At 65.9% G+C, this 12,875-nt stretch carries 15 protein-coding genes; 6 read left to right on the top strand and 9 right to left on the bottom strand.

What is annotated here, in order from left to right; translation table 11 throughout:
- Nucleotides 1–335 precede the first annotated feature (335 nt).
- From EC86_RS0117730 to EC86_RS0117715, 4 genes are all read left to right on the top strand, one after another.
- Nucleotides 336–1,178 (top strand): transglutaminase-like domain-containing protein, encoded by an 843-nt coding sequence (locus EC86_RS0117730; RefSeq protein ID WP_029527167.1) that lies wholly within the window; start codon nucleotides 336–338, stop codon nucleotides 1,176–1,178.
- Nucleotides 1,175–1,906, top strand: a complete 732-nt coding sequence (locus EC86_RS0117725; protein ID WP_036772346.1) for an N-formylglutamate amidohydrolase — start codon at nucleotides 1,175–1,177, stop codon at nucleotides 1,904–1,906. Before EC86_RS0117730 ends, EC86_RS0117725 begins: the two co-directional genes overlap by 4 nt.
- A 76-nt stretch (nucleotides 1,907–1,982) precedes the next feature.
- Nucleotides 1,983–2,324 carry a zinc ribbon domain-containing protein YjdM gene (locus EC86_RS0117720; protein WP_029527165.1) on the top strand — a complete coding sequence of 114 codons (342 nt, stop codon included), beginning with the start codon at nucleotides 1,983–1,985 and terminating at the stop codon, nucleotides 2,322–2,324.
- Between the two features lie 75 nt (nucleotides 2,325–2,399).
- Entirely contained in the window at nucleotides 2,400–2,648 is a 249-nt protein-coding gene (locus EC86_RS0117715; RefSeq protein WP_029527163.1) for a DUF3297 family protein, read from the top strand.
- A gap of 27 nt (nucleotides 2,649–2,675) precedes the next feature.
- Here the strand turns inward: EC86_RS0117715 and EC86_RS0117710 are convergent, their stop codons facing one another.
- Entirely contained in the window at nucleotides 2,676–3,773 is a 1,098-nt protein-coding gene (locus EC86_RS0117710) for an NAD(P)-dependent alcohol dehydrogenase (RefSeq protein WP_029527161.1), read from the bottom strand.
- A gap of 118 nt (nucleotides 3,774–3,891) precedes the next feature.
- Nucleotides 3,892–4,917, bottom strand: a complete 1,026-nt coding sequence (locus EC86_RS0117705) for a sodium-dependent bicarbonate transport family permease (RefSeq protein WP_029527159.1) — start codon at nucleotides 4,915–4,917, stop codon at nucleotides 3,892–3,894.
- A gap of 88 nt (nucleotides 4,918–5,005) precedes the next feature.
- On the opposite strand from EC86_RS0117705, the gene EC86_RS0117700 reads away from it, so the two are divergent.
- Nucleotides 5,006–5,905 (top strand): LysR family transcriptional regulator, encoded by a 900-nt coding sequence (locus EC86_RS0117700; protein WP_029527157.1) that lies wholly within the window; start codon nucleotides 5,006–5,008, stop codon nucleotides 5,903–5,905.
- 11 nt (nucleotides 5,906–5,916) lie between these two features.
- On the opposite strand, the gene EC86_RS0117695 is transcribed toward EC86_RS0117700, so the two are convergent.
- The 4 genes from EC86_RS0117695 to EC86_RS0117680 all read right to left on the bottom strand — a co-directional run bounded on the left by EC86_RS0117695 (nucleotide 5,917) and on the right by EC86_RS0117680 (nucleotide 8,849).
- Nucleotides 5,917–6,666, bottom strand: coding sequence for a ParB N-terminal domain-containing protein (locus tag EC86_RS0117695; RefSeq protein ID WP_029527156.1), 750 nt, complete (start codon nucleotides 6,664–6,666; stop codon nucleotides 5,917–5,919).
- A 94-nt stretch (nucleotides 6,667–6,760) separates the two neighbouring features.
- The gene (locus tag EC86_RS0117690; protein WP_084181426.1) at nucleotides 6,761–7,984 is read right to left on the bottom strand and encodes an extracellular catalytic domain type 1 short-chain-length polyhydroxyalkanoate depolymerase; all 1,224 of its coding nucleotides are present in this window, start codon (nucleotides 7,982–7,984) and stop codon (nucleotides 6,761–6,763) included.
- 44 nt (nucleotides 7,985–8,028) lie between these two features.
- Nucleotides 8,029–8,451, bottom strand: a complete 423-nt coding sequence (locus EC86_RS0117685) for a CopG family transcriptional regulator (protein WP_029527154.1) — start codon at nucleotides 8,449–8,451, stop codon at nucleotides 8,029–8,031.
- 170 nt (nucleotides 8,452–8,621) lie between these two features.
- A complete protein-coding gene (locus EC86_RS0117680) occupies nucleotides 8,622–8,849 on the bottom strand; it encodes a SlyX family protein (RefSeq protein ID WP_029527153.1) in 228 nt (75 codons plus the stop codon).
- A 112-nt stretch (nucleotides 8,850–8,961) separates the two neighbouring features.
- Between EC86_RS0117680 and EC86_RS0117675 the strand changes: the two genes are divergently transcribed.
- Entirely contained in the window at nucleotides 8,962–10,116 is a 1,155-nt protein-coding gene (locus EC86_RS0117675) for a branched-chain amino acid ABC transporter substrate-binding protein (protein ID WP_029527152.1), read from the top strand.
- A 14-nt stretch (nucleotides 10,117–10,130) separates the two neighbouring features.
- Here the strand turns inward: EC86_RS0117675 and EC86_RS0117670 are convergent, their stop codons facing one another.
- From EC86_RS0117670 to purE, 3 genes are read right to left on the bottom strand one after another with little or no spacing between them, the layout of a single operon-like run.
- Nucleotides 10,131–11,114: an L-threonylcarbamoyladenylate synthase gene (locus tag EC86_RS0117670; protein WP_029527150.1), complete on the bottom strand. Its 984-nt coding sequence runs from the start codon at nucleotides 11,112–11,114 to the stop codon at nucleotides 10,131–10,133.
- Nucleotides 11,111–12,343: a 5-(carboxyamino)imidazole ribonucleotide synthase gene (locus EC86_RS0117665; RefSeq protein WP_029527149.1), complete on the bottom strand. Its 1,233-nt coding sequence runs from the start codon at nucleotides 12,341–12,343 to the stop codon at nucleotides 11,111–11,113. Before EC86_RS0117665 ends, EC86_RS0117670 begins: the two co-directional genes overlap by 4 nt.
- Nucleotides 12,340–12,849 (bottom strand): 5-(carboxyamino)imidazole ribonucleotide mutase, encoded by a 510-nt coding sequence (gene purE / locus EC86_RS0117660; protein ID WP_029527148.1) that lies wholly within the window; start codon nucleotides 12,847–12,849, stop codon nucleotides 12,340–12,342. Before purE ends, EC86_RS0117665 begins: the two co-directional genes overlap by 4 nt.
- Between the last annotated feature and the right edge of the window lie 26 nt (nucleotides 12,850–12,875).

Genomic DNA, 12,875 nt, shown 5'->3' with positions numbered 1-12,875 from the left:
TCCCGTGAAGTTGGGTCAAAACAGCATTTTGCGCAGGTCAACAGTTCGGTAGTAGCTATTAAAAACATAGCATATGCTGCGCTGGTCGTATTTTGCTCCTGCTCTTGTACCGGCGCGCCGCTGGCTCGACCCGGTCGATGTCGGCGTTCATCGCCACCTGCTCGCCAGCCAATCAGGGATTTCCCGCCCAAAAACTCGCCTGTTTCCGACAACCGCGCAGCGCCAGCGACGATACGCCGGACGACTGGCTGGCACCATACTTGCATGTAGTTGAACCGACTCCATCTGGAGCACGTCCTTGTGCTTCCACCCCTTTTTTTTTCAAGCGCACTGCCATGTACATCAAAATTGGTTTTGACATCCAGCTGGCCATCACGTCGCCCATGGCGCTTGTGTATGTGCTGCATGTGCATCCGTCGCGGCGCGACGACCTGCTGGCGCCCGAAATCGTCCTGATCGAGCCCAATTTGCAGGCCGATGAGTACCTGGACGCCTTTGGCAACCAGTGCGGGCGCGTCAATGCGCCGGCCGGGGTTGGCGAGGTGCGTTTTCACAGCCAGTCCATCATTCGCGACCCGGGCCTGCCCGACGAGGTGGACTGGTCGGCCCGGCAGCACGACCCGACCGAACTGCCGCCGGCCACGCTGCAGTTCCTGCTGCCCAGCCGCTACTGCGAGGTGGACAGCGAGTTGCTGCAGTTCGCCTGGAACCAGTTCGGCCAGGTGCCGGCCGGCTGGGCGCGGGTGCAGGCCATTTGCGACTACGTGCATAACCACATCCATTTCAACTACAACGCCGCGCGCGCCACGCGCACCGCCGTCGAAGGCTGGCGCGAAGGCACCGGCGTGTGCCGCGACTTCACGCACCTGGCGGTGACGCTGTGCCGCTGCATGAATATCCCGGCGCGCTACTGCACCGGCTACCTGGGCGACATCGGCATTCCCCCGGTGCCCTACCCGATGGACTTCAGCGCCTGGTTCGAGGTGTTTCTGGGCGGGCGCTGGTACACCTTCGACGCGCGCCACAACACGCCGCGCATCGGCCGCATCGTGATGGCGCGCGGCCGCGACGCCGGCGACGTGCCGCTAACGATGGCGTTCGGGCCGAACACCCTGAAAAAGTTCGAGGTCACGACCTACGAGGTCGATGTCCACGGCAACCCGATACAGACGGTGTGACGGCAGCGGCAGAGCGCACGGGCGCTGCGGCCCTGGTCATCAGCTGCGAGCACGGCGGCCACGAGGTGCCGCTCGCCTATGACGTCCTGTTCAAGGGCCACGAGGCCTTGCTGCCCACGCACCGGGGCTGGGACCCGGGTGCGCTGGAGCTGGCGCGGCAGATGGCCGTGGCTTTTGGCGCGCCGCTGTTCGCCGCCACCACGACCCGCCTGCTGATCGACCTGAACCGTTCCATCGGCCACCGGCAGCTGCATTCGGAGGCGACACGCGGGCTGGCGCTGGCGACCCGGCGCGACATCGCCGCACTTTATTACCGGCCACACCGCGACGCGGTCGAGTCGGAAGTTGCCCGCCTGATTGCGTCGGGCCGGCAGGTGATTCACATTGCCTCGCACAGCTTCACGCCCGAACTGAACGGCGTGGTGCGCCAGGCCGACGTGGCGTGGCTGTATGACCCGAGGCGCGCCGGCGAGGGTGCGCTGGCATCGCGCTGGCTCGGCGCCTTGCGCCGGCGCCGGCCCGAGCTGAAGCTGCGGCGCAACTATCCGTATGAAGGCAAGGGCGACGGCCTGACCTCGCTGCTGCGCAAGCGCCATACGCCCGGGCAGTATGTCGGCGTGGAGCTGGAGGTGAACCAGCGCTTCTGCCTGGCGGGCGGCGAAGACTGGGCGGCGCTGCGCAGCGACATCACCGGGGCGCTGGCCGATGTGCTGGCGCTGCCGGGTTGACACAGCGCAGGCAGCATGGCCTTGGTCATCGGGGATACTGCGGGCTTCTGAAATTTTTTGCGAATCGAACCGTCCCATGACCACAGCCCCCGCCTGCACTCAGTGCATGATGGAAAACACCTATCCGGACGCTGAAAATTATGTCTGCGCCGACTGCGGCCACGAGTGGCCGATGGCCGCAGCCCCTGACAGCGACGACAGCGGCGAAGCCGTGGTCAAGGACTCCAACGGCAATGTGCTGGCAGACGGCGACGCCGTGGTGCTGATCAAGGACCTGAAGGTCAAGGGCTCATCGACCACGCTCAAGATGGGCACCAAGGTCAAGAGCATCCGCCTGGTCGGCGGCGACCATGAGGTGGACTGCAAGATGGACGCCGGCAGCTTCATGCTGAAGGCCTGCTTTCTGAAAAAGGTTTGAAGCCGGGACAAGGTTCGCATCATTCAAAATCGACACCCCTTCGCGCTAACCCTCAAGTAACCCCCAAAGAACCTCATGAACGACTCCACGTCACTCCCGCCCCTTCCCGACCGCCTGTCGGTTGACCCGCGCAGCCCGCACCATGTCGCGGCCGTGTTCGAGCAGGACATCGGCATTCGCCTGAACGGCAAGGAGCACATCAATGTCGAGGAATACTGCATCAGCGAAGGCTGGGTCAAGGTGCCCGCCGGAAAAACAGTGGACCGCAAAGGCCAGCCGCTGCTGATCAAGCTCAAGGGCAAGGTCGAGGCGTTCTACAAATAACGCTGCGCTGTGGACGGGCCGTGCCTGCTACGGCTTGATCGCGATCTTCAGCACCCCGTCGCGCTGGTGCGAAAACAGCTCGTAGGCTTCGACAATATTCTCCAGCTTGTAGGTGTGCGTCACCATCAGCCCCAGGTCGATGCGGCCAGACGCCACCACATTCATCAGCCGGCGCATGCGCTCCTTGCCGCCGGGGCACAGCGCGGTGACGATGGCGTGGTCGCCCAGGCCGGAGGCAAAGGCCGACAGCGGAATCGTCAGGTCGCTGGAATAAACGCCCAGGCTGGACAGCGTGCCGCCGGGTTTGAGCACCCGCAGCGCCGATTCGAACGTCGCCTGCGTGCCCAGCGCCTCGATGGATGAGTCTGCGCCGCGCCCGCAGGTGAGCTTCATGATTTCCTCCACCACGTCGCAGTTGTTGAAGTTCAGCGTCACGTCGGCGCCGAGCTTTTTCGAGATGCCCAGGCGGTGGTCGTTGCCATCGACGGTGATGATCGTGCTGGCGCCCAGCAGGCGCGCGCCGGCGGTGGCGCACAGGCCGATTGGCCCCTGGGCAAACACCACCACCGTGTCGCCAATCTTGATGCGGGCGTTTTCAGCGCCCTTGAAGCCGGTGGACATGATGTCCGGGCACATCAGCACCTGCTCGTCGGTGAGGCCGTCGGGAATCGGCGCCAGGTTGGCCTGCGCGTCGGGCACCAGCACGTATTCGGCCTGGGTGCCGTCGATCAGGTTGCCAAAGCGCCAGCCGGCCGTGGCCTTGAAGCCGTGGCAGCCGCACAGCCCCAGCGGGATCAGGTAGCTGCCGTCCTGCGACGCCGCGCCGTCTTGCGCGGCATAGGAATTGAAATTCGGGCAGATGGCGCCGGCAATCACGCGCTGGCCTTCGGTATAGCCCTGCACGGCGCTGCCAAGCTTTTCGATCACGCCGACCGGCTCGTGGCCAATCGTCAGCCCCTTGGCGACGGGGTATTCGCCCTTGAGGATGTGGACATCGGTGCCGCAGATGGTGGTGGTGGTGATGCGCACCAGGGCGTCGTTGGGTCCGACATCGGGGATGCGCTTGTCGGCGATTTCGATACGGCCGGGTTCGACGAACACGGCGGCTTTCATCATGGCGGGCATGGGGGCTCCTTGGGTGGTGGACAGGTGCGCCGGGCGCGGCGAATCAAGCCGCAGTCTATGCCCGATGGCCGGCAAGCGGCAAGCCATGGCGCTTGCCTTGACATAGGTCAAGGGGCGATCAAGGCGCGATGACGGCATGCGCCAGGTGGATATACACCGGAATACCCAGCAGGATGTTCAGCGGAAAGGTGATGCCCAGCGACATGCCGAAGTACAGCGACGGGCTGGCTTCGGGCACCGCGTGGCGCAGCACAGCCGGCACGGCGATGTACGAAGCGCTGGCCGCCAGCACCATCAGCAAGCTGGCATTGCCGGCGCTCAGCCCGGCCATGACCGCCAGCCCCAGGGCCAGGGCGGCATGGACCAGCGGGCCGAGCACCGCATAGGCCAGCAGCAGCGGCGATTTGCCCCGGACGGCCGGCATGTTGCGGGCGGCCATCAGGCCCATGTCGAGCAAAAAGAAGGCCAGCAGGCCCTTGAACAGGTCGCCGACGAACGGTTTCATGGCCGTGTGGCCGGCGTCGCCCGAAACCATGCCTACCACCATGGCGCCGAGCAGCAGCAGCTGGGCGCCGTCGGTGAAGGACTCGTGCAGTACTTTCCCGATGGAAATGCCGCCGCGTGTCGAAGCGCCGGGGCCGCCGGCCGACAGCACCGCGCCCGAGCTGCCCAGCGACACCAGGCCGGGCACTGCGGCCTGCTTGCGCACGGTGTTGGCCAGCACCACCGCCAGGATGATGGCCGGCGACTCCATCAGCGCCATCGCGGCGGCCATGTGGCCGCCAAATGCCAGGCCGTGGGTTTCCAGGTACTGCACCGCCGTGATGAAGGTCACGGCGCTGACCGAGCCGTAAGTGGCGGCCACCGCCAGCGCGTCGAAAGGGGAAACAAAGCGCTTGAGCACCTGATAGCCCATGGCCGGCACCGCCACGGCCAGGGCCACGGCGCAGGCCAGGCTGCTGGCCACCTGGGCCGTCATGCCCGATTCAGCCAGCGCAAAGCCGCCCTTCAGGCCCAGCGCCATCAACAGGTAAAGCGCCAGAAAGCGGGAAATCTGGGGCGGGATTTCCAGGTTGGACTTGACCAGGCCTGCCAAAACGCCAAAGACAAAGAACAAGATGGCGGGGTCGAGAAGATTTTGCACGGCAGGTTTCCTTTAGTGCAGCGATGCTAAAGGGGCAAACCAATAAGGCAAAATCAATTTTTTAACTGTTTATCATTGATAAAAACCTATGAATGTCACCTTCCGGCAGCTGCGCATTTTCTTGAGCGTGGCCGAGCTTGGCAGCATTACCGCTGCCGCCCGGGCCAGCCATGTAACCCAGCCCACGGTGTCGATGCAGTTGCGCGAACTGGCCGATTCAGTCGGATTGCCGCTGTACGAGGTGATCGGCAAACGCCTGTTCCTGACGCAGGCGGGCGAAGAGCTGGCCACGACCGCGCGGGCCATGGTGGGCGAATGGAACGATTTCGGCCAGCGAATGGATGCGCTCAAAGGCTTGACGCGCGGCCGGCTGCGCATTGCGGTGGTCAGCACTGCCAAGTACTTCATTCCCCGCATCCTGGGCAGCTTTTGCAGCAGCCATCCGGAGGTGGAAATTGCCCTGGAAGTGCTGAACCGTGACGGCGTGGTGCAGCGCCTGCGCGCCAACCAGGACGACCTTTACATCATGTCGATGCCGCCCTCTGACATTGACATTGAAAAGGAAGTTTTCATGTCCAACCCGCTGGTGGTGGTGGCACCGGCATCGCATCGGCTGGCCGGGCAGACAGGCATAGCGCTGGCCAGCCTGGCGCAAGAGCGTTTCATCCTGCGCGAGCAGGGCTCGGGCACGCGCCTGGCCTGCGACGCGCATTTCGCCGGGCACGGCTTCAAGCCCATCGTCCGGCTGGCGCTAGGCAGCAACGAGGCCATCAAGCAGTCGGTGGCCGGCGGCCTGGGGCTGGCGGTGTTGTCCACCCACTCGCTGGGCGAGCACATGGACGACGATTCGCTGGTGACGCTGGACGTGGCTGGATTTCCGATTTTGTCGCGCTGGTACACGGTGCATCCCAAGGGCAAGCGCCTGTCGCCGACGGCGCAGGCCTTTTTGCGGCATCTGGCAGGCGCGCAGGCGGTCTCAAGCCTGTAGCCGGGGTTTGGTCAGGCTCCCAGTTCGGCCAGCCTGGCCTTCAGCGCCGTATTCTCGGCGCTTAGTTCGGTGATGGTCTGGCGCAGCCGCGCAATCACGCCTTCGGGCGTTTCGGGCTCGGTGCGGGCCACGGCCTTGCTTTCGCGCACCTGGCGGGCGGCCTGCTGCAATTCCTTCTTGCCGCCGGCGACCGCCGCCACCTGCGCCTCCACCGGCAGCGACGCCACGGTGGCCGCCGCGTTGATCGAGATGGTTCCCGACTTCACTGCCGCGACCAGTTCGGGCGCGGCCGACTTCTGGATCTTCTCGATCTGGTGGATGGTGGCATTGCTGATGCGCGCGGACTTGGCGATGGCGCCCATCGTCGGCAAGGGTTCGGGCTTGGTGGCAACGGCGGCGGTTTCGGACCCGGACGATTCGACCGGCGCCGGCTGCACGCGCGCCGTCAGGATGTCCTTCTTGCGCAGCGCCAGCACGCCGCGCTGGAAATCGGACACGCTGCGCCGGCCCAGGTGCTGCTCGATCATCCACAAATGCACATCGTCGATGGAAGTGAAGCGGGTGTTCTGCACGGTCTGAAACGGGATGCCGTGCCGGGTGCAGATGCGGTGGCGGTTGTGGCCATCGACCAGCACCTCGCCCCACAGCACCAGCGCATCGCGGCAGCCCTCGGCCAGCAGGCTGCGCTCCAGGGTTTCGTTTTCTTCCGGCGTCAGCGGGTCGATGTAGGCAAGCAGTTCTTCGTTGACGGTGATGTTCATGGCGGGGCAGGCAGGTTTGGCATTGAGAGGGGCGCCATTCTATAAGACCAGTGGTCTTGGGAATGGCGCCCCGGGCCTCGGGCGTTGCGCCGCCTCAATGCTTCGCGGGCAGCGTGTTGGCCAGGAAGAAGCGCAGCATCTCTTCGCTGGCATCGGGGCCGGCGCCATCGGTATACGAACCTAGAGGGCTGCCGCCCGACCAGGCGTGGCCGGCGCCGTGTACCGCCCAGTGCTCGGCCACCACGCGGCCGCCGGCTTCCTTGTAGACGCGTCGGGTGTAGTTGCGGCCGTTGGCGCTTTTGGCGTGCTGCGTCTCCGGCTTGTGGACGCCTGCGCTGGCCGCCACGACATGCTCGCCGTTGGCCGGGTTGACGGTGGCGTCGCTGTCGCCGTGAAAGACGATGGTCGGCGGGCTGGCCGTGGTGCGCGCACCGCCAGGGGCGGCGCCGGACTGCATCACGCCCAGCGCGGTCTGCACATTGGTCGCCGAGCCGGTGGCCAGGCCCGAATGCACGCCGACGGCGGCAAACAGGTCCGGGTAGGCGTCGCCCAAAATCGCCGCCATCGCGCCGCCGGCCGACAGGCCCGCCACATAGACGCGCTGCGGGTCGATGTTGTAGCGGCTCATCACGTCCTTTGTCATGCCGGCCAGCAGGGCCGGCTCGCCCCGGCCGCGTTTCTGGTGGTTGTGCTTGAACCAGTTCCAGCAGCGCGACGAATTGGCGTGCTGCGTCTGCGCAGGGTAGAGCACGTAGAAGCCGCGCTGGAGCGCCGCGTCGTTCATGCCGGTGCCGGCGGCGAAGTCGTCGGGGTTCTGGGTGCAGCCGTGCAGCATCACGACCAGCGGCAGCGGCTCGTCGAACGACGCCGGCGGAATGTAGAGCTTGTATTCGCGGCTGCCGGCCGTTCCTTCGGTGTGGCTGCCAGTGATGAACTGGCCGGACGGGCCGGGCTTGACGGTCGGCGCTGGCTGCGGCCGCGCCGGCGCCTGGCGCCCGACTTCATGCGCCTCCACGTCGATGACATTGAGGTCGTCGGCGCTGGCGGGCGCCGCAGCGCCGCTAAGTGCGGCCTGGATCGCGGCGGTGGCGGCCTGCAGGTTGCCGCTTTGCATCAGGCGCGTGGCCTCGGCCATCGAATTCTGGAACGCCGGGTTGTTCATGGGACTGGCTGTATTTTTGGCGCCAGCGGCCAGCCGGTGCAGCGGCTGCCCGCTGCCGCCCTCGGCGTGCTGGCTGGCCGAAGCCAGGGCTTTCTGTATGGCGCCTTGCGCCAGGCGCGAGGCTTCGGACATGATGCGTTCAAAGTTCGGGTTCATGGTGTTTCCTTTCAGGAAAGCAGGTTGGAAATCAGGATGAAGATTCAGCGGATGCGGCCGGCCAGCGCCGCCTTCACGGCTGGACTGGCATGCAGCGCGCCCAGCACCACCACCGAGTCAATGGCGGCCAGCGCCAGTTCGGGGGTGACATCGAGCGCGATGGTGGCCAGGCCCAGCACACGGATCTGCAAGGCTTCTCCCGAGGCCTGCACGGCGCGCAGGTCGTCGGCGGAGAAATGCTGGATGCCGAGCACCAGCGTCTTGCGCGCCACCACCTGTTTCACCACGTCGGCATGCGCCACCAGCTGGTTGCGGATGGCGGTGCGGATCAGGTCGGTGCGGTTGGCATAAAAGCCTTCCTGCACCAGCAGGTCGATCTGGCCCAGATCGACATAGCCCAGGTTGATGGTGATTTTTTCGTCGGCCGGTTTGCTGGTGACGACGGTGTTGGCGGTTCTTGGTGGCATGGCGCTATCTTAAAACCATCCAAGTGGATGGTCTATGGATGTTTCTATTCTTTACATCCTGCCGTCAACCGCAGTTGTTAACTATATTATTGATAGCTACTAACGCCCGTGCATATTGCGTAAACAGCCTTTTTTGTCATTAATTTATGGGGGAAAGGCCCGCCAGGCGCTCAATAATGCGGCGGCAGGTCGTCGCCGGCCCGGCTGAACACGCCGCTGCCCGCCTCCGGAATCTGCTGGCGCAGCCGCTCGACTTCGCGCAGCAGCGCGTCGATTTGCCGCTGCTGGCGGATGACGACCTGGTTGAGCTGATCGAGCAGGTCTTCGTTGAAGCTGGCCTTGATTTCCAGCTCGGTCAGGCGGTGGTCGATGGCGTCGTGGGGTTCGGTAGGGTGCATGCGCTGATTGGACACGAATTGGCGGCGGACCGGCCCTGCGCTGGCGCAGTCCAGGGGATAACGGGGCCAAAACGGGCGTCCTATAATTTTTTCTTTGCCAGAAAGATTTAACATGCCCGCCCTTTCACTGCTCACCACCCAGTCCCGTATCGCCCTTGCCGCTGCCGCCCTGTGCCTGGCCGCCCCGATGGTCCACGCCCAGGAAGTGCAGACCGTCCGCATCGCCCACGCCGGCCCCACGTCGGGCGGCATCGCGCACATCGGCAAGGACACCGAAAACGGCGTACACCTGGCGATTGACGAGCTGAACACCCAGAACCTGGTCATCGGCGGCAAGAAGATCAAGTTCGAGCTGGTGGCCGAAGACGATGCCGGCGACCCGCGCCAGGCCACCGCCGTGGCCCAGAAGCTGTGCGACGCCAAGGTGGCCGGCGTGGTCGGCCACCTGCAGTCGGGCACGTCGATTCCCGCCGCGACGGTGTACAGTCGCTGCGGAATTCCCAACATCACGGCGTCGGCGACGAATCCGGACCTGACGAAACCGGGCTACAAGACCACCTTCCGCCTGATCGCCAACGACAACGCGCTGGGTGCAGCGCTGGCGATTTTTGCCCACGACGCGCTGAAGGTCAAAAAGGTCGCGGTGATTGACGACCGCACCGCCTACGGCCAGGGCCTGGCCGATGTGTTCAAGGCCACGGCCAGGCAAAAAGGCATCGAGGTGGTGGCCGAGGAGTTCACCACCGACAAGGCCACCGATTTCATGGCCATCCTGACCGGCATCAAGGCCAAAAAGCCCGACGCGGTGTTCTTCGGCGGGCTCGATGCGCAGGCCGGCCCGATGCTGCGCCAGATGGCACAACTCGGCCTGTCCGAGGTGAAATTCTTCGGCGGCGATGCGCTGTGTACCGAAAAGCTGCCCGACCTGTCGAGCAAGGCCGGCACCATGAAGAACGTGACCTGCGCCACCGGCGGCGCCTCGATCCAGAAAATGCAGGGCGGCGCCGAATGGAAGAAAAAGTACGACGCCCGCTTCCCCGGCCAGTTCCAGATCTACAGCCCGTATGCCTATGACGCAACCTTCGTGCTGGTCGATGCGATGAAACGCGCCAACTCGGTGGACCCGAAAACCTACCTGCCCTTCATTGGAAAGACGCAGTACAAGGGCGTGACCGCCAGCATCGCTTTCACCGCCAACGGCGAACTGACCCAGCCGGCCGTCACCCTGTACACCTACAAAAACAACGTGCGGGCCGCGCTGAACTGAGGGTTTCCATCGCCTCAGCTGGCCGCCGCCCGCCCGAGGCGGTCACGCACGCCGTCCCATTCGGGCGCGGCAGGCGGGTTTTCAATCCAGATCAGCTTCACGCCCTGGGCGTCGAAATCGCGCAGCACGGCAAACAGCTGCTGCGCGGCGGCGGCGGCGTCGTCGGGCATGCGGCGGTAGCGCATTTGGGCCACCTTGATGCTGAGCGCGCAGCGGGCATACACCGCGATGTGCGCCGCGTCCACGCCAAGCAGGTCGAGCGCGGCTTGCAGGGCGCGGGCGTCCATCAGGCGCACCTTGGCGTCGGGCGCGTAATGCGCCTCCAGCGTGCCGGACGCGCGCGGCGCGCTGCCGACCGCCTGCACATCGTCCTTGTCCAGGACCGGCTCGCCGCAAGCCGCCTCTAACTGCGCGCGCGTCAGCACGCCGGGGCGCAGCAGCACCGGCCGGCCCCGGGTGCAATCGACGATGCTGGACTCGATGCCGACCGCGCACGGCCCGCCGTCAAGCACCAAGAGGTCGTCGCCGAACTCCTGCGCCACATGCTGCGCGCGGGTCGGGCTGACGCGGCCGAAGCGGTTGGCGCTCGGGCCTGCCACACCGGTCCCGCAAGCCTTCAAAAACGCCAGCGCCACCGGATGCGCCGGGCAGCGCAGGCCAATCGAGTCCTGCCCGCCGGCCGCAGCGGCGGCGATGCCTTCGCGTCGCGGCAGGATCACCGTCAGCGGACCGGGCCAGAAGGCGTCCATCAATCGCGCGGCGAACGGCGGCACGCTTGCGGCATAGTTGCTGACCTGCGCGACATCGGCCACATGCACGATCAAGGGATGGTTGGCCGGCCGGCCCTTGGCGGCAAAAATGCCGGCCACGGCGTCGTCGCTCGACGCATCGGCGCCCAGGCCGTAGACGGTTTCGGTCGGAAAGCCGACCAGGGCGCCGGCCTGGATGCATCTAGCGGCTTCAAGAATCGCCTGCTTGTCGGTGCCGGGAAGAATCATCCGGCGTCCTTGATACCCGGCAGGCCCAGAATGCTTGCCGCCTGGCGCGCCGTCGCCCTGACCCCGGCCACGTCATGGCCGGTGATCGTCAGATGGCCCATCTTGCGGCCCGGCCGCGCCTCGCTCTTGCCGTACAGGTGCAGGTGCGCGCCGGGCAGCGCCAGCACCGCCTGCCAATCGGGCGTACGCGCATTGCCGGCCGCGTCAAACCACACATCGCCGAGCAAATTGAGCATGATGGCCGGCGAATGCTGGCGCGGCGCGGGTAGCGGCAAGCCGGCCATGGCATGGACCTGCAGGTCGAACTGCGACACGTCGCAGGCGTCCATGGTGTAGTGGCCGCTGTTGTGCGGACGCGGCGCCATTTCGTTGACGACCAGCGCGCCGTCTGCGCTGCCGTCGTCGATGACAAAGAACTCGACGCACAGCACGCCGACGTAGCCGATGTGATGCGCTATCGCTTTGGTAGCTGCTTGCGCCCGTGCAGCAAGCGCCGGAGGCATATTTCCTTCATAAACCTCGGTCACGGCGAGGATGCCGTCCACGTGCAGATTGCGTTGCGGCGGAAACGCCACGATGGCGCCATCCCAGCCGCGTGCCACGATCACCGAGCATTCGGCCTTGAGCGGCAGCATTTTCTCCAGCACGCAGGCCACATGTTCCAGTTCGGCCCAGGCCGCCGCCAGCTCGTTCCTGTCCTTGACGCGCATCTGGCCCTTGCCGTCGTAGCCCATGCGCGCGGTCTTCAAAATACCGGGCAGCAGGTTGGCCGGCACGGCCTTGAGCTGATCAGGCGTTTCAATGACGGCGTAAGGCGCGCAGGTCACGCCCGCCACGCCTGCGCTGGCGGTGAAATGCGATTTTTCCTGGATGCGGTCCTGCGCAATCGCCACGGCGGCGGCGCCGGGCGCGACCGGGCAGCTGCCGGCCAGCGTCTGCAGGGCGCTGGCCGGCACGTTCTCGAATTCGGTGGTGACGGCCGCGCACACGGCGGCGAGCTGCGCCAGCCCTTGCGCGTCGCCGTAGGCAAACGCAATGTGGTGGTGGCTGACGCGGCCAGCCGGGCTTTGCTGGTCGGGGTCGAGCACCGCCGTGAAGTAGCCCAGGCGCTGCGCGGCATGCACGAACATGCGGCCGAGCTGGCCGCCGCCCATCACGCCGAGCGTGGCGGGCCGGCCGGCGGCGTCAAACGTGCCGGGGAAAACCGGCAGGCTGGCCGGGGCGCTCATGCCGGCGGCAGCGTCATGGCGCGTGCGGCGGCGGTCTGCTCGGCGCGAAAGGCCTGCAGTTTATCGGCCAGCGCCGGGTCGTGCAGCGCCAGCATGGCGACGGCGAACAGCGCCGCATTGGCCGCGCCGGCGTTGCCGATGGCAAACGTCGCGACCGGAATTCCCTTGGGCATCTGCACGATGCTGTGCAGCGAATCGACGCCCTGCAGGTGCCGGCTGACGACCGGCACGCCGAGCACCGGAACCATCGTCTTGGCCGCCAGCATGCCCGGCAGGTGCGCCGCGCCGCCCGCGCCGGCGATGATCGCCTGCAGTCCCCGGCCAGAGGCTAGCTCGGCATAGGCGAACAGGTCGTCGGGCATGCGGTGCGCCGACACCACGCGCGCGTCGTGCGCCACGCCGAACTGCTGCAGGATTTGCACCGCATGCTGCATGGTGTCCCAGTCGCTGCTGGAGCCCATCACCACGCCCACCAGGGGCGTTGCCGGATTGTTTGTTGTCGTCATAAGGATTGGAGTGCTGAGGTTTTGGC

The sequence above is a fragment of the Polaromonas glacialis genome (assembly GCF_000709345.1).
GTDB lineage: Bacteria > Pseudomonadota > Gammaproteobacteria > Burkholderiales > Burkholderiaceae_C > Polaromonas > Polaromonas glacialis.
Note: the sequence above shows the minus strand (reverse complement) of the source record. Positions and strands in the feature narration are given on the sequence as shown.

Bases quoted from the DNA above. Each gene is read 5' to 3' on its own strand.
- EC86_RS0117685 (WP_029527154.1), bottom strand. From the start codon at position 8,451: ATGCCACCAAGAACCGCCAACACCGTCGTCACCAGCAAACCGGCCGAC.
- EC86_RS0117675 (WP_029527152.1), top strand. From the start codon at position 8,962: ATGCCCGCCCTTTCACTGCTCACCACCCAGTCCCGTATCGCCCTTGCC.
- purE (WP_029527148.1), bottom strand. From the start codon at position 12,849: ATGACGACAACAAACAATCCGGCAACGCCCCTGGTGGGCGTGGTGATG.
- EC86_RS0117690 (WP_084181426.1), bottom strand. From the start codon at position 7,984: ATGAACCCGAACTTTGAACGCATCATGTCCGAAGCCTCGCGCCTGGCG.
- EC86_RS0117665 (WP_029527149.1), bottom strand. From the start codon at position 12,343: ATGAGCGCCCCGGCCAGCCTGCCGGTTTTCCCCGGCACGTTTGACGCC.
- EC86_RS0117680 (WP_029527153.1), bottom strand. From the start codon at position 8,849: ATGCACCCTACCGAACCCCACGACGCCATCGACCACCGCCTGACCGAG.
- EC86_RS0117710 (WP_029527161.1), bottom strand. From the start codon at position 3,773: ATGCCCGCCATGATGAAAGCCGCCGTGTTCGTCGAACCCGGCCGTATC.
- EC86_RS0117720 (WP_029527165.1), top strand. From the start codon at position 1,983: ATGACCACAGCCCCCGCCTGCACTCAGTGCATGATGGAAAACACCTAT.
- EC86_RS0117730 (WP_029527167.1), top strand. From the start codon at position 336: ATGTACATCAAAATTGGTTTTGACATCCAGCTGGCCATCACGTCGCCC.
- EC86_RS0117670 (WP_029527150.1), bottom strand. From the start codon at position 11,114: ATGATTCTTCCCGGCACCGACAAGCAGGCGATTCTTGAAGCCGCTAGA.
- EC86_RS0117695 (WP_029527156.1), bottom strand. From the start codon at position 6,666: ATGAACATCACCGTCAACGAAGAACTGCTTGCCTACATCGACCCGCTG.
- EC86_RS0117715 (WP_029527163.1), top strand. From the start codon at position 2,400: ATGAACGACTCCACGTCACTCCCGCCCCTTCCCGACCGCCTGTCGGTT.
- EC86_RS0117700 (WP_029527157.1), top strand. From the start codon at position 5,006: ATGAATGTCACCTTCCGGCAGCTGCGCATTTTCTTGAGCGTGGCCGAG.